This window comes from Deefgea chitinilytica (genome assembly GCF_016881405.1).
GTDB lineage: Bacteria > Pseudomonadota > Gammaproteobacteria > Burkholderiales > Chitinibacteraceae > Deefgea > Deefgea chitinilytica.
The window spans coordinates 167,220-193,005 of the sequence record NZ_WOFE01000002.1; the positions used below are offsets into that span (position 1 = coordinate 167,220).

Below are 25,786 nucleotides of genomic sequence, written 5' to 3' on the forward strand. Positions count from 1 at the left end.
TGCGCTAGCGCAAACGGATATGTCCTAGGGTTTTTACCTAGATTGCGTTGTATCAAAAAGTGGTCTATCGACATAGGGCTAAATATCAAGCTCTTCCACCGCGCATAGGGCTGAGCTAAAGATGTTGATCGTGATCCCAAAAGAAAGTCGGCAAGGCGAAACTCGGGTCGCCGCATCCCCAGAAACGGTCAAAAAACTGATTAAGCAAGGGCATCAAGTTCGAGTGCAAAGTGGCGCTGGCTTTGCCGCGCACTGGCATGATGCCGATTACCTCGCCGCTGGCGCGACCATCGGTATCGACTCTGCCAGCACGTATATTGATGCAAGCCTTATTCTTAAAGTTCAAGCGCCCGATACATCAGAAATCGAGCTTATTCCGCAACACGCTGCGCTAGTCTGCCAATTTGATATTTACCGCTATCCGCATTTAGCTGCGCTAGCAGCTAAACAAGTCGATGCCTACGCATTAGAGCTGATTCCACGCATTACGCGTGGGCAGAGCATGGACATTTTATCCAGCCAAGCCAATATCGCCGGCTACCGCGCAGTGCTACTGGCAGCGCAATATTTCCCACGCTTTATGCCGATGTTTATGACGGCGGCGGGCTCAGTAAAACCGGCGCGGGTGTTGATTTTGGGTGCTGGTGTGGCGGGTTTGCAAGCAATTGCCACCGCCAAACGAATGGGAGCAATTGTTGAAGTCTTTGATGTGCGCCCCGCTACCCGCGAGCAAGTTGAGTCGCTCGGGGCGAAATTTATCGAAGTCGAACTCAACGATGAAGAACGCGCCGCATTTGAGCACACTGGCGGCTACGCCAAAGAAATGTCGGACGATTATCGTCAACGCCAAAGTACACTGATTGCCCAACAAGCGGCCCAAGCCGACATCATCATCACGACTGCGCTGATTCCGGGCAAGGCAGCGCCAGTTTTAATTAGCACCGAGACCGTCGCAACGATGAAATCGGGTAGCGTAATTATCGACATGGCAGCGAGCTACGGTGGAAATTGCCAGCTCTCCAAAGCCGATGAAGTCGTCACTAGCGACAATGGTGTAACCATTGTCGGGCATAGCAATCTAGCGGCCTTGGTGGCAACTGATGCATCCAGTATGTTTGCCCGCAATGTACTGACCTTTTTAGGACTGCTGACCAACAAAGAAGGCCAATACGTTCCGCAATCGGAAGATGAAATTATTCAAGCGACCCGCGTCACCCACGCAGGCAGCATCTATTTCGGCGAGGCCGCAACGCCCCCAACGAAGACGGCCATCAGCAGTACTGCTGAAGCCCCCATCATCGACCCCATCCCAGCCTAAGGAAAATCAATGTCTACACTTGCCCTTGCCGCTTCAGCGGTGGATTCAGCCGCAGTTGTGCCGACTGAGGCCATGATGAATGATCCATTTATGGCCAGTTTAACGATTTTTGTGTTGGCGATTTTTGTCGGCTACCACGTGGTTTGGAATGTCACCCCCGCGCTACACACACCTTTGATGGCCGTGACCAACGCCATTTCCGGCATCATCGTCGTCGGCGCGATGCTGCAGGTGGTCGATATCAATGCGCAGCAAATCACGCTGACCAGCGTTTTGGGCGCGATTGCGATTTTCCTTGCCAGCATTAATATCTTTGGTGGTTTTTTAGTCACCCAGCGCATGCTCGATATGTTCAAATCAAAAAAAGGAGCGGCAAATGACTAATCTGACTGGCTTGCTTTATCTAGTCGCCGCGGTTTTATTCATCCTGTCTTTACGCGGTCTTTCATCCCCAAAAACCGCCTTGCGCGGCAATTTGTACGGCATGGTCGGTATGACCATCGCAGTGGTAACGACCTTCTTTGTTGCAAACGGTCCTGTCGTATGGCTGATTGTAGCGGCGATGGCGGCAGGCGCTGTGGTCGGCGCTTATAAAGCCCGCACCGTTGCAATGACGGCAATGCCTGAGTTGGTTGCCGCGATGCATTCTTTGGTGGGCTTGTCTGCCGTGCTGATCGCTGTGGCGGCGGTGTTTCATACCGGCATGAGCCACACTGGCGCGCAACAAATCGAGCTTTTTTTAGGCGCGTTTATCGGCGCGATCACGTTTACCGCTTCAGTCGTCGCCTACGGTAAGTTATCAGGCAAGTTCGGTGCGCGGGCGATTAACTTTAAAGGCCAGCACCTTATCAATTTAATCTTTGCCTTGGCGATGTTAGCTCTCGGGATCACATTTTACGCCACGGGTAGTACGCTCGCCTTTTTAGTGATGCTCGCAATTGCGCTAGCTTTGGGCGTACTGCTGATTATTCCGATTGGCGGCGCCGATATGCCCGTAGTAGTGTCGATGCTGAACTCCTACTCCGGCTGGGCAGCGGCGGGGATTGGTTTTACGCTCAACAATCCCGTGTTGATTATTGCCGGCGCTTGCGTTGGCGCATCGGGGGCGATTCTGTCCTACATCATGTGTAAGGCGATGAACCGCTCGATTGTATCGGTGCTGCTCGGTGGCTTTGGTGCCGAAGTGGCCGCTAGCGGCCCAGCGGGCAGCGCACAGAAAAATTATCGCTCCGGCTCGGCAGATGACGCAGCATTCCTAATGGAAAATGCCGAACGCGTCATCATCATCCCGGGTTATGGCCTCGCCGTGTCGCGCGCGCAGCATGCACTGCAAGAACTGACCGATTTACTCACTGAGCGCGGCGTTGATGTTCGCTATGCGATTCACCCTGTAGCAGGACGTATGCCCGGCCATATGAATGTACTGTTGGCGGAGGCCGAAGTACCCTACGATAAAGTCGTTGAGATGGAAGAAATCAATAGCGACTTTTCCAGTACCGATGTGGTACTCGTCATCGGCGCGAATGACGTGGTGAATCCAGCCGCCAAAAACGATCCAAACAGCAGCATTTACGGCATGCCGATTTTGGACGCCTACAAAGCGCGCACCGTGATGGTGGTGAAACGCTCGATGAGCGCCGGCTACGCAGGGCTGGATAATGAGCTATTTTATATGGATAAAACCATGATGGTGTTTGGCGACGCGAAGAAAGTCGTCGAAGGCATGCTGCAAGCGGTGCATTAATCAGCAGCCGTAACACAACAAGGGCGCTCAAAAAGAGCGCCCTTTTGTCATCTCTTATTACAATTTTAAGCAGTCAAAATCAGGCGAACAGAGTAAGCTTACGTTTTAGCGTAGACAATCATCACCATGATCACCACTTCCAGCACAGACCAAACTGGCCGCGCCACGCCAAAACCTTGTCCAAAATGCGGTGCCATCGCCGAGCAACACAAAGCCGGTTCGAATCGATTTTGGGTTCAATGCAGCAAACTCGGTAAAAATGGCAATTGCAGCGCCATTGCGCCGCAAGGCAGCAATAAAAAAGAAGCTATCGACAACTGGAATAAACTTAAGTAGGTATTACCCTGTAGCCATTCATTATCAAGGCTTTCTCCGCAATACATCATGAATTTTTCGGCGTATTGCTTTGTCGAACCAAGCCAAGCAAACCGACGATCAGCAAAAACACACCCAGCACGGCAAATGGTGCCCAAGGCATCCAATCTAAAACATTGCCACGGCGTATCATCGCCTGGCTGGGCTGCTGCGGATCAAACAGCACCACCACCTCTTGTGGCACACCCGACGCGTATTCGCGGCTGTTCCAATCGGCAAATTCAATCTGCTGACCGTTATGTTCGTAAACCACCATCGCCTTAAACCACACAGACTCGCTAAAACGAACAGGCTCCACTTCAATATAACGAACGATCTGCCCCGCAGCGCGTTGTCCGTCCCAAAGTAAAGCCAACCGTTCCAAGCCAGTCTGCTGGGCAAAACCCAGTAGCAACAAACCCAAGCCGATCTGCAAATACACCGCCACGCTCAGGTAGGCACGACCCCAGCATTGAATCTGGCTAGCGAAATGATGAGTGGTCATGCAAACCTCAGCAAAATGATAAGCACCCGCGCCGCTTAAACCTCATGAAGCATTGGCAACAGCGGCAAATCAGTAATACCAACATCAATACCGTATTGCTTCAGCAAAGTGCCGACTTGCCCACGGTGATGCGTTTGATGGTTAAAAAAGTGCTGCACTTGCACCCAACGGGGAATCGTTTGGGTGAAGCCGTAGATTTTACTCGTCCAAGTCACTGGCTCATTGAGCCAGGCCTCAGTGACGCTATCCGCCCACGCAATCAAACGCGCATCCAGCGCCACGCGCGCCGCGTGCAGCTCAGCAAAATCAGCGTATACATCTTCCCCGGATGGCGAACTAATTAGCGTTTCGCCAATAAAACGCGATAGCCACATCAAGTCGCCCCACAGGATATGATTGAGTGTGCTATGAATCGACTTAAAAAAGGCGCCGCGATCGGCTTTGCGCTGTTCATCACTGAGCTGCAAAGCGGCTGTGTAAACTTGTTCGTTTTGCCACTGATTATAAGCCGCCATCAATTGCGGCAGATTGCCTTGAAACATCTTGCCTCCTTGCTAATTTGCCAAATTCAGCAGCACCACTTTGCCACAATTTCGATTTTGCGCCACATAATCATGCGCCGCTTGCGCATTGACCATGGCAAAAGTGCGATCCAAAGTCACTTTAAATTCACCGCTGGCGATGCGTGGTATGACTTCATTTCGCAATGCCTGCGTGAGTTTTGCCTTGACCGCCAAAGCTTGACTGCGCAGCGCCGAGCCTTGAATACGCTGACGTTTGACCAGCATCAGCCCAAGATTAAGCTGCGCCTCAATGCCGCCTAGCAAGCCGATCACGATGATCAATCCATCGCTACTCAGACATCGTTGATTACCCGCCAGATAATTGCCGCCGACGGTATCCAAAATCAGATCCACGCCGCCAGCGGCTTTGATTTCAGTAGAAAAATCTTGTGTGCGATAGTCAATCACCAAATCCGCGCCCAACTCACGGCAGAACGCTTGTTTTTCTGGTTTACTGGTCGTGACCGCGACCCAAGCGCCGACTGACTTAGCGAGTTGAATCGCCGCCGAACCCACGCCGCTGGCACCAGCATGAATCAGCACGCGCTGCCCCGCTTTCAATTGCCCGATGTCGATTAAATTCAACCACGCCGTCATCCAGACTTCCGGCAAACTCGCCGCTTCAGCATGCGACAATGTATCGGGCTGTAGGCAACACAATGATTGGTCTACCAAGCAATACTCGGCATACGCTCCACCGCCAACCAAAGCCAAGACCGCATCACCGACCTGCCAACCGGTAACCCCCTCGCCCAACGCCAAAATCGTCCCTGCGACTTCCAAACCCAGAATCTCCGACTCGCCTGCTGGCGGCGGATATTTGCCCTGCGCCTGCATCAAATCGGCGCGATTCACACCCGCCGCAGCGACTTTGAGCAAAATTTGCCCTACAGCGGGCTGCGGAATTGGTTGCTCAGTCATGGCGAGTTGATGATTGTGAGAAATAATGGCGAGCATGGTGACCTTGGATTGAGTTGCGTGAAAGTCGAAACAAAGCAAGGGTATTGCTTTATAGGCTTTTAAAATCAATATCTACAATCAAATACATCCTATGTAGCGCTGTAGGTGCGAATAGCGCAGCGTATTCGCACGCATGAAATTGTTGAGATCGTCATTATTGACACCTCCGATCCCGCCCTTGCTCGTACGATTACGCATGCGGCTAATCGTACCTACAGTTCTACCCACTTACGAATTACAGCGCTTTACTCATAAACAGGCTGAAATCATTTTCACGGTAATCGGCAAACGGCGCGCATTCCGTAAAGCCGTGCAACCGATACAGATGGTGAGCAGGATCAAAATCTGGAGTCGTTCCCGTCTCCAGGCTCAAACGACGAATCCCACGCTCACTTGCCCTGCGCATTATCTCTACCAGAATCGCCTGCGCTACACCTTTGCGCAGATGGCGCGACGAAGTGCGCATCGATTTAACTTCAGCATGTTGTGCATCAAGCTGTTTGAATGCACCACAACCGAGCAGCTCTTCACCGTCCCATGCAGTTAAAAAAGTAATTGCTGTCGCTTTAAGTGCATTCAAATCTAGTGCAAACACACACTCGGCTGGTGAGCTTGCATACATGCCTGCAAGATGTTCACTCAATAAAGCGGCGACTTTCGGGTGGCTCAAATCATCGACAATAATGCGCATTCAAAGCTCCTGCTTTTCTGAAAAGAGATACTGAACCAGCAATTTATGTACCTAAATGGCATTTAAGCGGCGACCCACATAAACTTAGAAGTAATTGATACTCTTAAGTCTCCACCACCCCAGCCGTCTGCTGCTCCAGCGTTTGATGCGCGAGCGCGAGGTATTCTTTGGATTGCATTTCCGACAAGCGACTAGCTGTGCGGAAAAATTCGCTGGCTTGCAGACCTTCGACATAAACTTCTTCCACCGGCACGTCGGCGGCGATGATGAGTTTGACGCGGTTGTCGTAAAACACGTCGACCAGCCAGGTAAAGCGGCGCGCTAGATTGCTCTGTTCGGCGCTGAGTTTGGGCAAGCCCGATAAAAACACCGTGTGATATTCCTGCGACAAGGCTAAATAATCGGCTTGGCCGCGACCATCGCCGCACAGCACGGCAAAATCAAACCAGATCGCCCCCCCCGCGCAGCGCCGTGCTTTCAGTTTGCGGCCTTCGATTTCAATATTGGTGTTTTCATCGTGCGCGGTCGCCATTTTGGCAAAAAGCTCGCTCAGTTCTTGCTCATTCTCGGCGTTATTCGGGTACAAATAAGTACGCGCAGCGGTCAGCGTGCGCAGCCGAAAGTCTTGCCCACCATCGACATTCAACACGTCGAGTTTAGCTTTCAAAAGCTCAATTGTGGGTAGGAAACTTGCGCGATGCAGGCCATTTGGGTACAAGCCATCCGGCGGATAGTTAGAGGTCGTCACCAGCACCACACCACGCTCAAAGAGCTGCTCCATCAGGCGACCTAGAATCATCGCGTCAGCAATATCAGAAACGTGGAATTCATCAAAACACAGCACACGCACCGCTTTCGCCCATTGCTCGGCGACTTTACCGAGCGGATCGTTTTGCCCTTGCTGCGCACGCAGGTCTTTATGAATTTGCTGCATAAAGTGGTGAAAATGCAGCCGTTTTTTGCGTTTGAACGGCAAGCCCGCGTAAAACGCATCCATCAAAAAACTTTTGCCACGCCCTACTCCGCCCCAAAAATACAGGCCGCGCGGTAAATCGGGCATCGGCAACAATGATTTACCAAACAAACGATTGCGCTTTTGCTTGAACACGACCAATTGTTGCCATAAGTCTTCTAACTGAGCGATGGCCGCGGCTTGCGACTCATCGCGGATAAAGCCTTCTTGGCTCGCCAAGGATTGATACCAAGTTTGTGGGCTGATGCCTGCTTGCGGCGGGGCGATGACGTGTTGAGACATGGGTTAACTCTTTAAAGACATAAGCCGATTATAAAGGCTTTAAATGCAAAAAAGCCCTGCGAAGTACGCAGGGCTTTGGATTACTTGCAATCGCGCGATCAATTACAGCGTAGCTGCATTGTCAGCCAAGTAGCTAGCAACGCCATCCGCAGAAGCGGTCATGCCTTTTTTGCCTTTGTTCCAACCAGCTGGGCAAACTTCACCGTGTTCTTCGGTAAATTGCAAAGCGTCAACCACACGCAACATTTCGTCGATGTCACGACCCAATGGCAAGTTATTCACCACTTGATGTTGTACCACGCCTTGTTTGTCGATCAAGAATGAACCGCGCAATGCCACGCCGTCATCCAATTGTACATCGTAGGCTTTGCAAATTTCGTGCTTGATGTCAGCAACAAGGGTGTAACCCACTTGGCCAATGCCACCTTTTTCAATTGGGGTATTACGCCATGCCGCATGAGTGAACTGGCTGTCGATGGATACACCGATCACTTCAACATTGCGTTTTTTGAATTCTTCCAAACGATGATCAAAAGCGATCAATTCAGATGGGCAAACGAATGTGAAATCAAGCGGATAAAAGAACAGTACAGTGTATTTTCCAGCGGTAGCCGCTTTCAAATTGTAGCTATCAACGATCTCACCAGTACCAAGAACAGCTGCGGCAGTAAAATCAGGGGCTTGCTTAGCAACGAGTACAGACATGTTTGCTCCAAACGAGAGTAGGTTTAAAAGGTAGGTGCACCATAAAACATCGGGGCGATCAGTGTCAAATCAAGAGAATTCATCCAGTTCATAGCTAAATTCTATTTCAAAGACCCAAAGGACTGCTCAAGTTCAATGTGATCAATACGTTTGCGTAATTGGTTAACTCACAGCAAAGCGTAAAAACCTCGCATAGTCACCATAAAACTTGACCGTATGTGATCGTAAATCAAACGTCCACAGACCTAGGCAGATCGAATACTTGCCATTTTCCTTACAGCTTGCCATGATAAGACAATCTGACTACAAACCGATGAAGGCTGGCTATGCACTTCCCACAAATCGCAAAATTGACCTTCGCAATCTCATTGATCACGCTCAGCACGGCAGGCTTTGCACAAGAAAAAACCATTACTATTTTGACACAGCAAGACGTCTACAATGATTATCAAAAATTTATTGATGGTCGTGATCCACTCAGTTTGACCCAATTTGGTGGTCCTAACTCGCGTCGTGATGTTGTTGAGCTGGTACTTGTTCAGCAAGCGCTCAAATTGGGCGGCAATAATTATCCAATTAAAATTGTCAAAGTCGACAACACCAGCGATTCATACAATCGATTTATCAAGGAAATTACTTCCGGCTCTGCCACGATGGGCGGCAATAGCGCTTGGCTGATCGATTTAAAACAGATTGCCGATAAAGTGCATATCAGCGAGCCCGTGATTCGCCAAGGGGAATTCGAAGCCGGGCTGTACACCACAGCAGATAATGCGGATGCCCGTTTATCCAAAACGCTGCCACAAATTCAACAACTCACAGCAGTAGTGGCTGAGAGCTGGAAACCCGATGTGGCTACACTTGAAAGCTTGAAATTCACCAATTTACTCAAAACCCAAAGCTGGGACTCTATGGTGGGCATGCTTGCCAAAAAACGCGCCGATGTATTGCTGGCTCCTTTTCAACCCACGCCTGATTTATCGATGGACGTGAATGGCAAAAAATTAGTCCCGATTTTAAATGTCAAAGTAGGCCTACAAGGCAGTCGACATTTCTTTGTGAGTAAAGCGTCCCCCATCGGGGCTGATGTTTTTAAATCATTAAATACTGGGCTAGGAAAATTACGCGATCAAGGATCAATTGAAAAAGCATATCGAGAATCAGGCTTTTTTAATAATGCCACTCGCAACTGGAATCGCCTCAATTAAATAATTTACAGATATAAAAAATACCCCACATTGCAAAATTCAAACAATGTGGGGTATTTTTTTAACAGAAGATAAGAGTCAATTACTTTAAGGGAGAAGGTTTACCAAAATGATAGCCTTGAGCAAAGTCCACACCAATTTCTTGTAAAACCTGCAAAATATCTTCGGACTCGACGAATTCAGCTATCGTTTTACAACCTAAACTATGCGCGATTTCATTAACCGCAATCACCATTTGCCGGCTCACTTTATCTTCAATAATATCAGTAACTAAACTACCATCAATTTTCAAATAATCAACAGGTAGAGTTTTTAAATAGTTGAAGGATGAAAAACCACTACCAAAATCATCCAAAGAAAACATGCAGCCGCGCGCACGCAACGTTTCGATAAACATCGTAGATTCTTTCAAATTAGAAATAGCTGCTGTTTCTGTAATCTCAAAACACACATTTGTCGGAGACACCCCAGTTTTATCTAATTGCTGCAAAATAAAAATCAGTGTTTTATTGTTCAGCGATTTCCCCGATAAATTCACTGCTATTTGTGGCAATGCACGACCTTCGTTTTTACACTCAGCCAGATAATTCAAACTGTGTTCAACCACCCAGCAGTCAATCTGTGCCATCATATCGTAACGTTCTGCGGCCGGAATAAATGCACCAGGAGTAATAACTCGTCCACTTGCATCAATTAACCGCAATAAAATTTCTAAATGCGGCAATTGGTGTAAATCACGATCAAATGGCTCAATTTTTTGGTAATAAAGTTGAAAGCGATTTTGCTCAATAGCTTCTTTTAAAGTTGCTAATAATTGCAACTCATTATGCCGCTCTTGTAACCCTTCATCGTCACGACGATACCAGCTCAAACGATTGCGACCGCCATCTTTGGCTGCAAAACACGCAATATCCGCTTGACTCATTGCCTCTTGAGCGCTGACGCAGAATTCATCAATCGTTGCTAAACCAATACTTACGGTGACACCATGTGGTCGACCTTGCCATACAAACCTAAATTGCGCCAAAGCATGCAAAATGCGTTCGGCTAATGCTTCAGCTTCAGCTAATTGCTCACCTGTAATTAAAATACCAAATTCATCCCCACCGAGTCGGCCTAACAGCCCCTCCGGTGACGTAATTAAGCCTTGTAATAAATTAGTGACCAGTCGTAGCAACTCATCACCGGCTAGATGACCGCAGGTATCATTCACTAATTTAAATTGATCAAGATCGAGCAACATCAAGACAAATTTCTGCTTTGATTCAAGAGCCGACTGATGTGCAGTTGCCAAGGCTCGCTCAAACCCACGCCGATTGGTAAGTCCAGTCAAATAATCATGCTCAGCCTGATAAGCTAGCTTTTCGGTCAGCGCTTGCGATTCGGTGACATCATGCAAGACCAAAACCATACCTTCAACTTGACCATCTTGGTCGCCAATCGGCGCAATTGCATATTCAACGGTAAATTGCTCACCACGGCGATTCACTATTGCAACCGTTTGTCTTGAGATCGCTTTATTTCGTTCACGAGCATGATGCAGCATAGCCAAAAATGCATCTGCACTAAGCTCACCACCTTGGCATAGAATGTCGCTAATACACAAATCACGTGCTTCAAACTGAGTCCAGCGCAATAATTTTTCTGCTGCCGGATTAAGCAATTTAACTTTAAAATCAGGGGTCGTGGTTACGATAGCGTCGGTAATCGAAATCAGGGTCACTTCAGCTAGTTCTTTCTCAACGTACAGCGCCCGTTGTGCTTCCTCTCGCTCTTTTACGCCGCGTTGTAAATTGAGCCGCATTTGATTAAATGCGTTCACCAAGGTTTGCAACTCATCTTCGTGCTGATTACGAGATAGTTTAAGCGGTGCTGCCAGCAAGTTGTAATTCAATCGGCCGGTATATTCCGCAATGTGGCTCAGATGCCGTGCGATCAACCTGTGGTACAAGATCAGGAAAAATAGCGCTGCCACAAACATACCCAGACCTTGCAACAAAAGCAGACGTAAGAATTGATCAAAAAGCTGCGTTTTATAATCACGCAGTGAAACGGTCAAACTTAACTCGCCTAAATTGACTTTTTTATTGGTCAGAGGATGCAAATAAGCGATAGGGAAGACTTCTGTGATGGTGTTACTTTGTTTCTTAATATCTATACCCGAGGTATAAATTTGCCCATCATTTTCTACCAACTGAATAAAATCAACGACACGAGTTTGCCGTAATGAATGAAGCTGTCCATGAATCGCTTCGGTATTGACTAGCCATAGGTTACTGGCTAGCTGAGGAGCAGCACTACTGCCTAGCGTGCGTAAATCTGCTTTGACTTTATCTAGACCGCGATTGTATTCAAATTGCAATAGCACCAGCGTCAAAGAGACTGTTACGACTAGACCCACCGCAAAAACAGCAAATACCAATCGCCATGCCAGCTGATTAGCTGAATATAATTTTCTCAGGCGGGGGAATAAAATGGAGATCACGCAAGCGGGTTCCTGATTACAAGCAGTTCAGCATAAACGCTGACGCACTAGGAGACAACCAAAATTCGTAAGCTAGATAAGGAAATGATGTTTTTAGAACCCAAAGCAATCATTTATCATTTCAGTTAAGAAGTGTTTGCTAAGCGACGAGTAAGAAATGATTAGATGCATATGGTGAAAGTGGTGCGCCCGGAGCGATTCGAACGCCCGACCCTCTGGTTCGTAGCCAGATACTCTATCCAACTGAGCTACGGGCGCACTAGCATGCAATCAAAGGAATGATCGCAGCGAAGAGGCACGATAGTACAGCCCTTATCCCTACGCGTCAAGCAGCTAAGCGGCTCAAATCAGCCTATAATCCAGTCTATTCATGTCGCCAGCGAGCCGCAAATGCAATTTGAACATCTCATCCAGATTAACGATTTAAAACAGCCCCTAGCCCAACTCCTCACTCGCAATCAACTATGGCAAGGCTTAGTCTATCGAGCAGAATCGCCAATGGAATTTATGGATCACATTGATGATGCCAAGGTTATTGAGCGGGGAAGCAATTGGATTGAGCGCCAAATTATCATGGGAAAACTACTGGTTCACGACAAAATTGAATATACGCATGAATCACATGTGCATTACCACACGTCCGCAAGTGCAGATCATGGTGGTGGACAAATGATCATGACAATCGAAGAACCTAGCCCAGCAGCATTGTTTGTTCGCTTTACTTACATCACACCACACCCTGACTCGCCTGACCCAGAAACTGCACACTATTTAGAGTTTCTTAAATCAGCTTGGCGCGAAACCGACATCGACACCATCCGGAAAATTCGTGAACTAGCCGCTCTCGGTCAATTGGGATAATCGCGCTATCTTGCTTGGGGGTTCAGCGATTACACTGCCCCCTTCCCTAGATTGGCGCTTTCGATGCAAACTGGAATTCTTTATACCCTACTGGCTTTTTTGATTTGGGGGCTGTTCCCGCTTTACTTCAAAGCCTTACACACGATTGCAGCATACGAAATCGTCCTGCATCGCTTTGTATGGTCATTGCTGTTTTTGGCGATCGTTTTACTGATTAAGCAGCGCTGGGCGTGGCTTCGCCCGACACTGAGCCAACCCAAACTCATTGGGCTGTTTACGCTGAGTGCAACCTTACTGGCAGCCAATTGGTTGACCTATATCTGGGCGGTGAATGCAGGCCGTGTCATCGACGCCAGTTTGGGATACTTTATTAATCCTCTCATCAATGTATTACTTGGCGTTGTGCTCTTACATGAACGCCTAAATAAAGTTCAATGGCTTGCGATTGCGATTGCGTGCCTCGGCGTCGCTTGGTTAACGTGGCAAGCGGGGCATCTCCCTTGGATTGCGCTGATTTTGGCCTGCACCTTTGGCTTTTATGGCTTGCTCCGCAAAACCGCTCAATTAGGCGCCTTGGAAGGTCTTTCCTTAGAAACCATCGTGCTATTTCCATTTGCTATCGGCGGATTACTCTGGCTGATATGGACAGATCGCAGCGACTTTATAGTGGCGTCAATCGATACGCAGCTTCTTGTCTTACTGACCGGGCCGATCACTGCAATTCCACTCTTATTGTTTGCCGCTGGCGCACGGCAAATTCCCTTGTCTCTGGTCGGTATCTTGCAATACACCGGCCCGACATTGCAGTTATTAATCGGAATTTTTGTCTTTCATGAGCATTTTGGCCTTGAGCGCTTGCTCGGATTTGGCCTGATTTGGTTAGCACTGACGATCTATGCCGCGGACGGCTGGCGAGCTTTTACTCAAAAAACATAAAAAATAATTTTCAAACGGCTATTTATTGACGCGTTACAAACCTTATATCATTGCGCCCCTGTATAAAGCAGCTCTAACTTACACATAATAGGAATCGCAAGATGACGGCCCCCACACTCTATTCCGAACAAGATCTCACTGCTAATCCAGCGCCATTAGGCTTGATGGGTTTTGGGATGACCACGGTACTACTCAATTTGCACAACCTCGGACTATTCGGCAATAGCGCCATGATTTTGGCGATGGGGATTTTTTATGGTGGTATCGCCCAAGTGATTGCTGGCATCATGGAATGGAAAAAAGGCAATACCTTTGGCACCACAGCATTCACCTCGTATGGCTTTTTTTGGCTGTCTTTAGTGGGCTTATTAGTGCTACCCAAACTAGGTTGGGCTGAAGCAGCCACTAGTGGCGCGATGGGTGCGTACTTGTTGATGTGGGGTATTTTTACCGCCTTCTTATTTATTGGCACGTTGAAAATGGACAAAGTATCACAGTTTATTTTTGGCTCATTAACCGTCTTATTCCTGCTACTCGCCATCGGTGACTTTAGCGAAATCGCGAGCATCAAATGGATTGCAGGCTTAGTCGGTTTGATCTGCGGTAGCGCGGCGATTTATGCAGCAATGGCGCTGGTTTTAAATGAAGCTTATGGCAAAACGGTGCTCAGCCTTGGTGGGAAAAGCCATTAATAACAATGGGTATATTGATAAAGGCATTATTTAATAAATACTACATCAATATACCCACTTATCAATACACACTCATCATCCTAAATCAAACTCAGTATGACTCGCAGGTGCGTCGGCTCACGGTGTACTTACTTGCTACGCGCATCTGCTTAAATTTTCAACTCCATAACTTGAGCCGATTTTGATGTATCGGCTCTTGCCAAAGCGGCTGCATCAATGCGGCGAGCCTAAGCTGCGATTTTTCAATTTAGAACCAGTACTTCACCTCGGCAGGCGCGACGTAAGTTGCTGGCGTTAATTAGTTCATTGTTGATTCAGTACCTGCATGGCAAACTGCGGCTATTTCACTTAAAGCGCAAACGTATGTCCACATTCAATAAGCTCATCTTATCTTTAGTGTTGATTAGTAGTTCATTGGCATGGGCAGCGAGCCCTTGGCGCGAGGGGCGCCACTACGGGCAAGGAGAGATTGTGACTTACCAAGGGCGCACTTACAAAGCGCTGCAAAGTCATACAGCCGAACGCGGTGCAAATTGGAGTCCGGCAGCAGCTGCGTCTTTATGGACGCCATTTACAATCAAAAACCCAAGCTTTAGCTGGCAAGAAGGCAAACACTACCGCCAAGGCCAAATGGTCGATTACCGCGGTCGCAGCTTCCGCGCTCGCCAAGCCCATAAAGCAGAGCCAGGCGCCAACTGGAATCCAGAAGCGGCCCCATCGCTTTGGGAAGCACTCGACAATATTCAATTGCCACGATAATTCGTAATTCAGCCTAGCCTCACGGCATTGCGAGGCTAGATATCAAATACCCACATTCAAGCAATGGATTTTAACCGTCATGATGAAATGGCGCTTTTCAAAATTTCGCGGGCTTGCTCATATTCAAAGTCCTCAATTTTGGCCTGTAATGCCTTGACCGACTCACCGAAAGCCTGCGAGAACGTATTCAGATTGTTTTGCAGCACAACAAAGGCCCCCATGTCATCCGTAGCAAGCAATGCATCCAATTGATTGATTAATGTTTTGATTTGCTCATCTGAAATTTGTCCCTCGGAAACCGAAGTGTTTTCATGCTCTGCTTGAAGAGCAATCGCTAATGCAAACGTCAATCGCTGATGTTCTGCCAACAAATCCGCCAGCGTATCTTGGATTGCGATAGGCAGCGCCGTCATCTCATCGTGTCGTAAAGCCCGTTCACAATCGGCTGCCAACTTGGAAAACCCAGCCATACCCAGTGTCGCTGCAGTACTTTTTAGCGTGTGCGCAAGCCGACTTGCAGCGAGCCAATCTTGCTCTTGGATTGCTTTGCTTAATTGCTCAGGCGTGTTATCAGCTTGAAACTTTTTGAGTAAACGCAGGTAACATTCAGCGTTGCCATTACAGTATGTGAGAGCCTCAGACGTACTGAGTCCATCAATTGTGCTGATTTTTTGCATAATGGCTTCAATAGAAGGGGCGACGTGGGTTGCCTGTAATTCCCTGACAGTGCCAGATGCTTTTTTAGGCAACCATTGCAGCAATTTGGCGTAGAACTCATCAGGGCGAACAGGTTTGGCAATATGATCATTCATCCCTGCTGCCAAGCACGTTTCTCGATCTTCATTAAATGCATTCGCGGTCATAGCGAGGATGGCGGTGCTGCTATAACTGGCTAGTTTTCTAATTTGACGCGTCGCTTCAATACCATCCATCACCGGCATTTGTACATCCATTAAGATTAAATCAAATTGAATTTGTTGAGCGTAGGTGAGTGCTTGTAAACCATCACTTGCGACTTCTGCCACAAAACCGACTTGTTGTAATAGCTCTTGAGCGACCTCTTGATTAATCACATTATCTTCAACCAGCATGATGCGCAAACCGCTGAGCTGCCGTAACTGCTGTTCTGTTTCATCGTTCGAGGACGGATGCGTCATTGCTGAGAGACGTGGAAATAAATGGCTTTGTACCGCATCAAATAATAGCGATGCAGTAAGTGGTTTTTGTAACATGGCAAAATAACCAGCTCTTGCGAGCGCCTCCTCGGGCAGCTGCTCTGAACTAGATGAAATCAGCAAACGAGGAATTGACGGACCATTTTTTTGATTTGCTAAACGACAGCCAAACTCTAGACCATCCAGTTCAGGCATTTTCCAATCGACAATCAATAAACCAAAGGGATCTTCATTTTGCTCAGCATTTGCAATCGCTTGCAAAGCATGACCAGCGCTGTCGCTAAGCTCAACACGCAAACCGAGTGAGCCCAACATTTCGCCGATGACTTCGCGAGCCTCGTCTAAATCATCGACGACGAGAGCATGCAAATTGAACGAGTGAGGCAAGCTTGAAATGGGGGTTTGTGTTTGGGCGGGCATCAAATCGACCTCAAACCAGAAAGTTGATCCCTGTTCGACTTGACTGTTAACGCCAATGTGGCCTGACATCATATCCACCAAATGACGTGAAATCGCCAATCCCAAACCCGTGCCCCCATACCGTCGGGTGGTGCTGGTATCAGCTTGCTCAAAATTTTGAAACAGCCGAGATTGCTGCTCTGGCGTAATGCCAATACCCGAATCACTCACCTCAAAGCGAAGATGAATTTTATCTGAACTACTTGAAGTCGATCTGACCCGCAGGGTGATTTGTCCTTGACTAGTGAACTTGACCGCATTGCTGAGTAAATTTAATAAAATTTGCCCCAAACGCAAGTCATCACCATGCAGCATTGAAGGCGTATGGTTGATGTCGACAATCAACTCTAACCCTTGTCGTTCGGCCTTATCCCGCACGAGATGAACCGCATCCGAGATCACTTTCTCTAGCGAAAAATCAACACATTCTAATTGCAGCCTACCCGCCTCGATTTTCGATAAATCTAGGATGTCATTGATAATGTTTAGCAGATGTTCCGCAGAGCGCTCAATTTTACTTAACTGACTCAGTAATCTAGGATCTTCAATTTTACGTTTAACTAAATGAGTTAAACCCATAATCGCATTCATTGGAGTACGAATTTCGTGGCTCATATTGGCAAGAAATTCACTCTTACTTTGATTAGCGCGTTCTGCGGCCAATTTGGCAATGTCGAGCTCTTTAGTGCGTTCTATCACCATATCTTCAAGATGCTCTCGGTGCTCGATCAACTCTAATTCAATCCGCTTACGCTGTGTAATATCCCGTGCAATCCCCAAAACGCCAATAACTTGACCTTGAAAATCAAGCATCTTTGTTTTAATGGTCTCCAAAAAAACCCGTGAACCATCCGAAGCAAAAGTCACCTCCTCTTCATTGAGAAGAGATTGCTTACTCAACATCGCTTTTTGATCATGTGCGCGGAAAAAATCAGCTAAGGCCTTATCAACAAAGTCGTAATCAGTTTTGCCAATCACGTCGGCTTCTTTAGCGCCAACAAACCGCTCAAACATTGGATTGCAAAATTGATAAACACCGTTTGTGTCTTTAAGCCAAACCAAATCAGGTAGCGTATCAATCAGCAATCTTAATCGCCGTTCGCTCTCTTGTTGCGCCAGTAATAACTGAGTCCGCAGCGTTATATCTTCCTTGATCGCAACATAATGTGTGATTGTGCCGTCATGCATGCGCAGCGGAATAATGATGGCTGACTCGATGATTTCATCGCCATTTCGGGTGTTATTGATAAATTCACCCTTCCATACTTCGCCTCGACTGATCGTTGACCACAACTCTATATGAGTCGATTTTGGGGTTTTATTTGATTTTAAAAAGCGTGGGTTTTTCCCGATAACATCGGCTTGTTCATAACCAGTACACAGACTAAATGCTGGATTAACATAGACAATATCCCCCGCAAGATCCGTGATAACAACTGAATTTGGGCTTTGCTCCACAACGAGAGACAACTTTGTGATTTCATTGAGCGCTTTCTTTTCTGCAGCAATATCTCGCCACACACCAAGAAAATAAGATTTTGCATTTAATCTAACGACCTGCACCGTGATATTTATATCGAGTAAATGACCATCACGATGACGATATTGTGCCTCGAACGAATCAAACCCCGCTTGCAAAATCTGCGTGGCTTTGGCTTGCAGCGCGTCACCAACAAAACCAGCAAGGACATCTGCCACATTCATTTGCATTTTTTCGGCACGAGAATATCCCAGCAAATCGCAGCTTTGCTGGTTACATGCATAAAAATCGAGCGTTTCAGTATCCACAAGCTCAATCGCCATCGGCGATTGATCAAATAACATATCCAATAAGCTCATTTGTTTTTCGAGTACAGCCGTATTGCGCTTACGTTCAAATGCTTGGGTCAGGTGCGTGGCGATACTTTCAAGTAAAGCCAGCTCTTCAACTAGGAATTCCGGCCAACCCCCTGATACCAAAGGTTGGGAATAAAATACGCATAAATCAGTTTTTTCACCGGAAGAATTAGTAAATTGCACGCTGCGCTGCGGCCCATCGGGTAAAAATTCAGGCAACCCAAGATGAACCTGTAATAGCTCGGGGTACTGAAACGCAGCCGGCAAACGCTGGCAAATCGCATCAATGAGTTCGTGCTCTACAAAATCCGGTTGATCGCATAAGCTAACCACATCATATAAGCAGTGTTGCTCTTTGAGTCTTTCTTTAAGGGTATTTTCGATACTGTGGCGCGACTGGATTGAATCATGAAATGCCAAAATAGCTTGGGCCATTTCGCGCAATGCGCTATGACGGTCATTGGCTATTTTCTTTACTAGGCGCAAGTGATCCGAAGTGTCGTTCTCCGAACTGATGGCGATCAAAGCCGACGTCATATAAGCGACTCGACGACCGATCCATTGGCTAAAAAATAACCATAGCAAGCAAATCAGCGCCATTAGAGCACCACCAGAAATGATTGCTCGCCAAACCAGTTGATTTAACTGGCTACTTTCCAACTTTGACTCTTCTAAAACACTAACACTGAGACCGTTTTCAAGCTCTTGAATGTGTTCAAGTAGTCCAAGTAAGTGATTCGCCGCATTTAAAATAGTGACTTGTTCGACTTGGTTTTCATTTGAGCTAAGAACGAGGGTAAGTTGCTCTTGGTATTGCAACAGATGTGTTTTAGCTTTTTGGGCATGCAGAGGGTCAAGGTGATCGAACTGATCTAATTGAGTTTGTAGATCTTTGATTTGCTTTAGAAAATAAGGCAATTGTGCATGTCGACCTGCCTGCGTGAGTGTGACGGTTTGATTAATGGCAACCGTTTCGTTGAGCGCTTGCTGTAGTTGGAGTAATTTGGGCTCGAGTTGCTGTACTTTATGCAGGACTTCAATTTTTCCTAAATGGCGCTGGAGATTGTGAGCTTGAAATTGTTCAAGTTGATTCAAGGTATAAAGCATCAGCACGCCACCAAACAGCGTAATGAAGAGTACGGGCAAGAACAGAAGTGATAAATAATTCCAAGCGCTTTTATTTGGCTCTGTCATGGTATTGATCTGTAGCCCTTTTGTCTTAATAGCTGCAATTAAATAGATGTACTGGGTATACCCTTAATCCGCATGAAGTCGTGCAATCGCTTCGCACTCGGCACTGCACGCGACAAAAGCATCCACAATCTGTGGATCAAAGTGCTTACCTTTACCAAGTTCAATCCAGTGATTGGCGTCACTAAAACTCCATGCCACTTTGTAAACACGGCGGCTAACCAGCGCATCATATACATCAGCTAATGCCATCAACCGCGCACCAATCGGGATCGACTCGCCCGAAAGTTGCATTGGGTAGCCAGAACCATCCCATTTTTCGTGATGACAACGGGCGATTTCTTCGGCAATTTGCAAAAATGAAACCGCTGAATGGCTAGTATTCAATTGCGGATTAGCGGCCACCGCTTGCGAAATCGCTTTATTGATAGCTTCAGACCCAATTGTGGTATGGGTTTTCATGATTTCAAATTCGGCGGAAGTGAGGCGGCCAGGCTTGAGCAAAATCACGTCGGCAATGCCCACTTTGCCAATGTCATGCAAGGGTGCCGCTTTGATAATTTGCTGTAATTTTTCAGGCGTCAGCTCAGGTGCGTGATTGGCTTGCTGAATCAGATATTCACCCAATATGGCCACATAGGATTGAGTACGAATAATGTGCCGGCCGGTTTCATTGTCTCTTGCTTCAGCTAAACACGCTAAAGCACGTATATTGAGTTCTTGAATCAAGATATTTTCACTCATTCGTCGAGCGACTTCTTGTTCAAGCCAGTCGTTTTGCTGCTTAAGTTTATCACGCGAATGCTTTAATTCGAGTTGAGCCTTCACTCTGGCCAATACAATAGCAGGACGGAATGGTTTAGTAATATAATCGACTGCGCCGAGCATCAGACCATGTTCTTCATCATGGCTATCGCTCATTGCGGTAATAAACATGACCGGAATAGACTGAGTTTCCGGATTGGCTTTGAGTGCGGCAATGACTGCATAGCCATCCATATCAGGCATCATGATATCTAACATAATCAAGCTGGGGCGAGGCTCAGTGAGGACTGCTTTTAATGCGCGCGCGCCACTATTGGCCGCCCGAACACGAAATTCAGGCTGCAACAAATTGCCCAAAACTGTTAGATTTTGTGGTGCATCATCCACGATCAGGATGACATCCTCTGTTGAGCTTGCCATCACCACTCCGATTGGCTTGAAAATTCACAATTATGCAAATATTTGCTACTACCTTAGCTCATTCTGACTTTTAATTCTGGCTTATTCCCACTGTCTCATCCACGCTTTACCGCTGTCGATGTAGATTCATTTCCTTTATGGCTAGTGCGAGTTGGTCTTTCTTTGATCACGTAAATGCTTAATGTCGTCGCTGCTTGTTTTTCAACTAAAACCAACTGATCAATCAAGGTGCGATTCAAAAGTGTACTTTTCGATAGCAATAAAAATCCATCAGGATGCATGACGTCTTTGGATAGCAACATGCCTTCTTGTAGGTACTTAGCTGAAATTCGCACTTCATCAATTTCAGTAGCACTATCCTGCGCGATATAGGGTTCTAGACAGTCAATCACACAAGGATCATAGCGGCGACCGCGGTTTTCTAAAAAATAGCCATGGCAATCCCGAGCATTCATCGGGCGCGTAGTAAGTGCGCCAGTACGAAAATCATCGTAGTCGCTCACAGCGGCAATTATTCGCGCGCCAAGCGGGATATTGAGTCCACTTTTACCCGCAGGAAATCCTGTGCCATCGAAGTACTCATGATGATCTTGAATCATCTCGGCAATGTGGTTGAGCGATTTAATTTGGCGCACAATATTTGCGCCTTGCACGCTATGACGTCGATAAATGCTTAATTCACTGCTATTTAAAGTATTCAGTGATTTATTGAATAATGAATCGGGGAAGCTCACTTTACCGATGTCATGTAGCAAAGCCGCAATAAAAACATCTTGAACTTCATCATCACTAAGATCCATTTTTCGAGCGACTTGTCGCGCTAAATCGGCCACACGCCTTGAATGCTCACCGATGCCACCGCCACGCAGTTCCGCCATTGAATTAATAGCGAGCAAAGTGCTGAAATAGGTCTTCTTAAGTGCGGCATGAGCAGTTTCGTTTTGCTCCAATGCTTGGCGAAGTGCTTGCGTACGCTGTGCCACTTGGAGTTCAAGAAGATTGTTGGCTTGTGCGAGATGGTCTCGCATGGCTTTTAACTCAAGCTGGGTGCTGACTCGGGCCAGCAAAATCGGAGCAGTCACTGGCTTAGTAATGTAATCCACTGCGCCATGCTCTAAGCCTTCGGCTTCATTCTCCAAGCTATTCATCGCGGTGACAAAGATCACGGGAATGGTTTTGCTAATGTTTTGTTGACGCAATGCCTGCAGAACTGCGTAACCATCCATATCAGGCATCATAATATCAAGTAGTACTAAATCAGGCGTTGGCATAGACGAAATTGCACGAAGCGCTTCTGGGCCAGAGCGAGCAGCGCGGACCCGATATTGCGGTTTTAAGATCGCAGCGAGCACGCTGATATTCGTGGGCTCATCATCGACAACGAGAATAGTCGGCAGATCCGATGATCGATTTAAACTACTTTCAGTTTGTTTTATCGCGGCGTTCATTGGTTCAATCTCCCTCTAATTGTTTGCGCAATTGATTGACTTGCGCCACCGCTTTGGGAAAATCAAAGCTCTCAATGCTTTGTTTTAATTGCTCAGCTTGCTCTGCAAAATATAATTTGAGCTGCACCTGATAGGCTTGAAACAGGTCATCCGAAGCCGTGTCATCACACGCCAGCAAATCACTAAGCTGGATGAGGATTTCTTGCATTTGTGCGGACGGGATTTTTGCTATCGCCAATTGAGTGACTTTCAACTCCAAAGGCAGTTTTGATAAAGCTAAGAGATGCTCAGCCATTTTTTTAATCAAAACCGCAATACCACTACCATTTTGCTGAAGCGCTTGTTCAAGCTCTGCGGCGCAGGAGTGTAACTTAAGTAATCCAAGCGTAGCTGAAGCGCCTTTCATAGTGTGTGCACGACGTATGGCACTCTCTATTTTTCCGGTTTGCAAATCATGGGCTATGTGCTGGCCTTCATTGCGATGGCTTTGAATGAACCGCCGAAGTAAGCGCAAATAAGTATCGACATCGCCATGAAGGGCACTGAGTGAACGCCGAACATCGATATCTGAATTGTGTTGCAAACACTCAGGTAGCGATTCAAGTAATGAGGAGGATTCTGGCTTGTTGAACAATTCAGGTGCTGTGCTAGGCTCAGGCAACCAGCGAGTTAAGACCTGCAGCAAAAGATTAGGATCCACCGGTTTAGTAATAAAATCATTCATTCCTGAATCAATACAAGCTTGGCGATCTTCTTTAAATGCATTCGCCGTCATAGCGATAATCGGTACATCTTTCCAAGCTGGATTTTTTCGCAAACTACGTGTGGCTTGCAAACCATCCATTTCAGGCATTTGCATGTCCATTAAAACAAGAGGGTAAGGATACGCAGCCATCATTTTGATTGCCTCCAGCCCTGTCCTTGCAATATCAACTTGCAAACCTAAATCTTGTAGCATTTGTGTAGCAACTTCAGAATTAATCTCATTATCTTCTGCCAACAATATCTTTATATCTTTCCAGATTTTATTGATTAATGTAAGACCCTTTTCCTCCACAGCTGGCTGGACTTTGGAGAAGGAAAATTTAGCTGTAAACCAAAAACGACTCCCTTTACCCAATTCACTATCGACGCCAGTTTCCCCTCCCATCATCAGAACTAAACGACGCGAAATAATCAAACCTAAACCTGTTCCCCCATAACGGCGGGTAATTGAACTATCTACTTGCTCAAATGGATTAAAGAGTTTTTCGATATTTTCTGGTGAAATTCCAATTCCGGTGTCGATTATTTCAAACAGCAAGGTCACTATTTCTGCATCATGCTGCGCCTCTGAAATTCGAAGCTTTACCTCGCCTTGCGCTGTAAATTTAATTGCATTACTCATAAAATTAAGTAGCACTTGATGTAGTCGTGCAGGATCACCACTAAGCCAATCAGATACACTCTCTAACTCAACAATTAACTTCAGTCCTTTTCTCCTAGCTGTTTCATCTAACATGCAAATTAAATTGTTAATTGTAGATTCCAGCGAAAAATTCGTTTTATCAAGAATAAGCCGATCGGCCTCTATCTTTGAAAAATCAAGAATATCATTAATAATAAACAATAAGTGCTTGCCAGATAATTCAATCTTCTGTAAAAACCCATCTTGCTCTTGATTGGGCTGCTTAGCACGCAATACATGAGCCAAACCAATAATTGCATTTAATGGCGTCCTAATCTCGTGGCTCATTGTTGCTAAAAACGCACTCTTTGCTTTATTGGCTGCTTCTGCACTTTGCTGTGCAATTCTTAATTCAGAAGTCCGCTGCTCAACTAATTCATACAAATGATCGCGATATTTTGCTAACTCCTCTGCTTGCATCTTCTTTTCGGTAATATCTTCTTTAACCGCAACATAATGGCTAACGATTCCATCATCTTGAAAAATAGGTGTAATCGAAGCAGATTCAATATAAAGCGTACCGTCTTTCTTAGTATTATAAAATTCCCCCTTCCATGTACGCCCTTGAGATAGCGTTGACCATAGTTCAGTGAAAGTCGCTGCATCGGTTTTCCCCGCATTCAAAACTCTTGGATTTTGACCAAGGACTTCCGCGTAACAGTAACCCGAATTAATCTCAAATGCCTTATTGACATAATTAATCGAACCATTCACATCGGTAATCACAATACTTTCAGAGCTTTGCTCTACAGCCTGCGATAATATTCTCAGCTGCTGCTCATTTTTTAATTGTTCTGTTACATCATGAATCAGTAGTAGACCTGCATTTCGTTCAGAAAATAAAATAAGCCGACTGTTTAAATTAACTTGAATCTCTTCGTTACTTTTCTTTATGTGCCGCCATGGTCCAGACTGAATTGCCAAATTCGATGAGCTAGATAAATGCTTGACTTCAATGACTGGCGAATTAGGCACAGCCAAATCTTTTACTGTCTTCTGGCGAATCTCATCAAGTGTATATTCGTATAGATTAAGTGCTGATGCATTGGCATCCAAGACTACTTGCGATTCAAGATCATGTACAATCATTGGTAGCGGATTATGCTCAAATAATAATTGATAGCGCTCTTTCGCTATCCGAGTTTCATTTTCAGCGGCTTGTCGAGCGCGACGCGACTCAAAATTATCTAGCGCATAGCCAATATCTTCGACCATTGCCATCAATAATTCACGTATATCGTCATCAAACGCATTCTTCTCTGTCGAATAAATTGTTAATACACCGACTGTGCGACCATTTTTCCTAAATGGAAGCGCTGCCATAGAGCACCAACCTAAACGCTCAGCTAATGAGCGAATAGCACTAGCTCGCGGATCTGTTAGTAATTCATGACTCCAAATTGGATATTTCTCAATAAATGCGTGAATTGAAGGATTAATTAATTCTGTTTCATAACAACTGTGATTTAGAGACACATTTTCAAAGGTATCTCTTGCTTCCCCATACGATGCTGCAACATTTAAGCTTTGCCCGTCATCTGAAACTAATCCTATCCACGAGGAATGCATGCCGCCAAAATGAACAACAGCACGTGCTATTTTCAAAAATAACTCTTCGGGCCTAGTCGAACGAATAATAGCTCGGTTACTCTGGCTCAAAGCCGCATTGAGAAATGTTAATCGTAAAACATTCGCCTCGAGCGAATTTATCGCTTGTGCAAATCCTTGATTATTATCCAAACTTTGCTCAATACTCATTTTAATCGACTCAATTCAAGATAAACATTAGATTTACTAATAATCCAGTATTACTCCTGCAATCTGGCTTTTGAACTTAATTACGAATTATTAAGTATTTCGTCATCAGTATAGATGATAGAACTTAAATCGCTTGTTAGTAACATTTACTTGTTTCTGAACTGAGCAACAAAGCAACATCTAACGCTTTAGAAACCTTCCCCTATTCTGAACAACAAGACAACCAATTTACCCAAGAGAGGCTTTATCAA

At 46.2% G+C, this 25,786-nt stretch carries 20 protein-coding genes and 1 tRNA gene; 9 read left to right on the forward strand and 12 right to left on the reverse strand.

Translation table 11 applies throughout. From position 1 onward, the window contains the following. Nucleotides 1–121: 121 nt before the first annotated feature. The 4 genes from GM173_RS06460 (at nt 122) to GM173_RS06475 (ending at nt 3,398) form a co-directional block, all read left to right on the forward strand. Nucleotides 122–1,318 carry a Re/Si-specific NAD(P)(+) transhydrogenase subunit alpha gene (locus GM173_RS06460; protein ID WP_203570544.1) on the forward strand — a complete coding sequence of 399 codons (1,197 nt, stop codon included), beginning with the start codon at nt 122–124 and terminating at the stop codon, nt 1,316–1,318. A 75-nt stretch (nt 1,319–1,393) separates the two neighbouring features. Next, nucleotides 1,394–1,702, forward strand: a complete 309-nt coding sequence (locus GM173_RS06465; RefSeq protein WP_203570832.1) for a proton-translocating transhydrogenase family protein — start codon at nt 1,394–1,396, stop codon at nt 1,700–1,702. Then, nucleotides 1,695–3,062 carry an NAD(P)(+) transhydrogenase (Re/Si-specific) subunit beta gene (locus GM173_RS06470; protein ID WP_203570545.1) on the forward strand — a complete coding sequence of 456 codons (1,368 nt, stop codon included), beginning with the start codon at nt 1,695–1,697 and terminating at the stop codon, nt 3,060–3,062. Before GM173_RS06465 ends, GM173_RS06470 begins: the two co-directional genes overlap by 8 nt. Nucleotides 3,063–3,188: 126 nt before the next feature. After that, a complete protein-coding gene (locus tag GM173_RS06475; protein ID WP_203570546.1) occupies nt 3,189–3,398 on the forward strand; it encodes a Lar family restriction alleviation protein in 210 nt (69 codons plus the stop codon). A 46-nt stretch (nt 3,399–3,444) separates the two neighbouring features. On the opposite strand, the gene GM173_RS06480 is transcribed toward GM173_RS06475, so the two are convergent. The 6 genes from GM173_RS06480 to GM173_RS06505 all read right to left on the reverse strand — a co-directional run bounded on the left by GM173_RS06480 (nt 3,445) and on the right by GM173_RS06505 (nt 8,095). After that, nucleotides 3,445–3,921, reverse strand: coding sequence for a DUF3592 domain-containing protein (locus GM173_RS06480; RefSeq protein ID WP_203570547.1), 477 nt, complete (start codon nt 3,919–3,921; stop codon nt 3,445–3,447). 35 nt (nt 3,922–3,956) lie between these two features. Beyond that, a complete protein-coding gene (locus GM173_RS06485; protein ID WP_203570548.1) occupies nt 3,957–4,463 on the reverse strand; it encodes a DinB family protein in 507 nt (168 codons plus the stop codon). Nucleotides 4,464–4,475: 12 nt separating this feature from the next. Continuing rightward, nucleotides 4,476–5,441, reverse strand: coding sequence for an NAD(P)H-quinone oxidoreductase (locus GM173_RS06490; RefSeq protein WP_203570549.1), 966 nt, complete (start codon nt 5,439–5,441; stop codon nt 4,476–4,478). Nucleotides 5,442–5,679: 238 nt separating this feature from the next. Beyond that, nucleotides 5,680–6,135 (reverse strand): GNAT family N-acetyltransferase, encoded by a 456-nt coding sequence (locus tag GM173_RS06495; RefSeq protein ID WP_203570550.1) that lies wholly within the window; start codon nt 6,133–6,135, stop codon nt 5,680–5,682. Nucleotides 6,136–6,238: 103 nt separating this feature from the next. Beyond that, nucleotides 6,239–7,390: a cell division protein ZapE gene (gene zapE / locus GM173_RS06500; RefSeq protein WP_203570551.1), complete on the reverse strand. Its 1,152-nt coding sequence runs from the start codon at nt 7,388–7,390 to the stop codon at nt 6,239–6,241. 102 nt (nt 7,391–7,492) lie between these two features. Further along, a complete protein-coding gene (locus GM173_RS06505) occupies nt 7,493–8,095 on the reverse strand; it encodes a peroxiredoxin (protein WP_203570552.1) in 603 nt (200 codons plus the stop codon). A gap of 326 nt (nt 8,096–8,421) precedes the next feature. Here GM173_RS06505 and GM173_RS06510 point away from each other — a divergent pair, with 326 nt between their 5' ends. After that, a complete protein-coding gene (locus tag GM173_RS06510; RefSeq protein WP_203570553.1) occupies nt 8,422–9,303 on the forward strand; it encodes a type 2 periplasmic-binding domain-containing protein in 882 nt (293 codons plus the stop codon). Nucleotides 9,304–9,385: 82 nt separating this feature from the next. On the opposite strand, the gene GM173_RS06515 is transcribed toward GM173_RS06510, so the two are convergent. Continuing rightward, nucleotides 9,386–11,788, reverse strand: a complete 2,403-nt coding sequence (locus tag GM173_RS06515; RefSeq protein ID WP_203570554.1) for an EAL domain-containing protein — start codon at nt 11,786–11,788, stop codon at nt 9,386–9,388. A gap of 181 nt (nt 11,789–11,969) precedes the next feature. Further along, nucleotides 11,970–12,046 (reverse strand) — tRNA-Arg (locus GM173_RS06520). 132 nt (nt 12,047–12,178) lie between these two features. Here GM173_RS06520 and GM173_RS06525 point away from each other — a divergent pair. From GM173_RS06525 to GM173_RS06540, 4 genes are all read left to right on the forward strand, one after another. Continuing rightward, complete coding sequence (locus tag GM173_RS06525; protein WP_203570555.1) at nt 12,179–12,649, forward strand: SRPBCC family protein; 471 nt, start codon at nt 12,179–12,181, stop codon at nt 12,647–12,649. 63 nt (nt 12,650–12,712) lie between these two features. After that, the gene (rarD, locus tag GM173_RS06530) at nt 12,713–13,585 is read left to right on the forward strand and encodes an EamA family transporter RarD (RefSeq protein ID WP_203570556.1); all 873 of its coding nucleotides are present in this window, start codon (nt 12,713–12,715) and stop codon (nt 13,583–13,585) included. Nucleotides 13,586–13,686: 101 nt separating this feature from the next. Next, nucleotides 13,687–14,277 (forward strand): acetate uptake transporter, encoded by a 591-nt coding sequence (locus GM173_RS06535; protein ID WP_203570557.1) that lies wholly within the window; start codon nt 13,687–13,689, stop codon nt 14,275–14,277. Nucleotides 14,278–14,640: 363 nt separating this feature from the next. Further along, on the forward strand, nt 14,641–15,036 hold the full coding sequence (locus GM173_RS06540; RefSeq protein WP_203570558.1) for a carbohydrate-binding protein: 396 nt from the start codon (nt 14,641–14,643) through the stop codon (nt 15,034–15,036). Between the two features lie 77 nt (nt 15,037–15,113). Here the strand turns inward: GM173_RS06540 and GM173_RS06545 are convergent, their stop codons facing one another. The 4 genes from GM173_RS06545 to GM173_RS06560 all read right to left on the reverse strand — a co-directional run bounded on the left by GM173_RS06545 (nt 15,114) and on the right by GM173_RS06560 (nt 25,535). Further along, nucleotides 15,114–19,700, reverse strand: coding sequence for a PAS domain-containing hybrid sensor histidine kinase/response regulator (locus GM173_RS06545; RefSeq protein WP_203570559.1), 4,587 nt, complete (start codon nt 19,698–19,700; stop codon nt 15,114–15,116). Between the two features lie 63 nt (nt 19,701–19,763). Next, on the reverse strand, nt 19,764–20,882 hold the full coding sequence (locus tag GM173_RS06550; protein ID WP_203570560.1) for a response regulator: 1,119 nt from the start codon (nt 20,880–20,882) through the stop codon (nt 19,764–19,766). A gap of 95 nt (nt 20,883–20,977) precedes the next feature. After that, nucleotides 20,978–22,330, reverse strand: a complete 1,353-nt coding sequence (locus GM173_RS06555) for an HD domain-containing phosphohydrolase (RefSeq protein WP_203570561.1) — start codon at nt 22,328–22,330, stop codon at nt 20,978–20,980. Between the two features lie 4 nt (nt 22,331–22,334). Continuing rightward, entirely contained in the window at nt 22,335–25,535 is a 3,201-nt protein-coding gene (locus GM173_RS06560; protein ID WP_203570562.1) for a PAS domain S-box protein, read from the reverse strand. Nucleotides 25,536–25,786 lie beyond the last annotated feature (251 nt).

Coding starts and splice junctions, on each gene's coding strand:
- GM173_RS06460 (WP_203570544.1), top strand. CDS start 122: ATGTTGATCGTGATCCCAAAAGAAAGTCGGCAAGGCGAAACTCGGGTC.
- GM173_RS06465 (WP_203570832.1), top strand. CDS start 1,394: ATGAATGATCCATTTATGGCCAGTTTAACGATTTTTGTGTTGGCGATT.
- GM173_RS06470 (WP_203570545.1), top strand. CDS start 1,695: ATGACTAATCTGACTGGCTTGCTTTATCTAGTCGCCGCGGTTTTATTC.
- GM173_RS06475 (WP_203570546.1), top strand. CDS start 3,189: ATGATCACCACTTCCAGCACAGACCAAACTGGCCGCGCCACGCCAAAA.
- GM173_RS06480 (WP_203570547.1), bottom strand. CDS start 3,921: ATGACCACTCATCATTTCGCTAGCCAGATTCAATGCTGGGGTCGTGCC.
- GM173_RS06485 (WP_203570548.1), bottom strand. CDS start 4,463: ATGTTTCAAGGCAATCTGCCGCAATTGATGGCGGCTTATAATCAGTGG.
- GM173_RS06490 (WP_203570549.1), bottom strand. CDS start 5,441: ATGCTCGCCATTATTTCTCACAATCATCAACTCGCCATGACTGAGCAA.
- GM173_RS06495 (WP_203570550.1), bottom strand. CDS start 6,135: ATGCGCATTATTGTCGATGATTTGAGCCACCCGAAAGTCGCCGCTTTA.
- zapE (WP_203570551.1), bottom strand. CDS start 7,390: ATGTCTCAACACGTCATCGCCCCGCCGCAAGCAGGCATCAGCCCACAA.
- GM173_RS06505 (WP_203570552.1), bottom strand. CDS start 8,095: ATGTCTGTACTCGTTGCTAAGCAAGCCCCTGATTTTACTGCCGCAGCT.
- GM173_RS06510 (WP_203570553.1), top strand. CDS start 8,422: ATGCACTTCCCACAAATCGCAAAATTGACCTTCGCAATCTCATTGATC.
- GM173_RS06525 (WP_203570555.1), top strand. CDS start 12,179: ATGCAATTTGAACATCTCATCCAGATTAACGATTTAAAACAGCCCCTA.
- rarD (WP_203570556.1), top strand. CDS start 12,713: ATGCAAACTGGAATTCTTTATACCCTACTGGCTTTTTTGATTTGGGGG.
- GM173_RS06535 (WP_203570557.1), top strand. CDS start 13,687: ATGACGGCCCCCACACTCTATTCCGAACAAGATCTCACTGCTAATCCA.
- GM173_RS06540 (WP_203570558.1), top strand. CDS start 14,641: ATGTCCACATTCAATAAGCTCATCTTATCTTTAGTGTTGATTAGTAGT.
- GM173_RS06545 (WP_203570559.1), bottom strand. CDS start 19,700: ATGACAGAGCCAAATAAAAGCGCTTGGAATTATTTATCACTTCTGTTC.
- GM173_RS06550 (WP_203570560.1), bottom strand. CDS start 20,882: ATGGCAAGCTCAACAGAGGATGTCATCCTGATCGTGGATGATGCACCA.
- GM173_RS06555 (WP_203570561.1), bottom strand. CDS start 22,330: ATGAACGCCGCGATAAAACAAACTGAAAGTAGTTTAAATCGATCATCG.
- GM173_RS06560 (WP_203570562.1), bottom strand. CDS start 25,535: ATGAGTATTGAGCAAAGTTTGGATAATAATCAAGGATTTGCACAAGCG.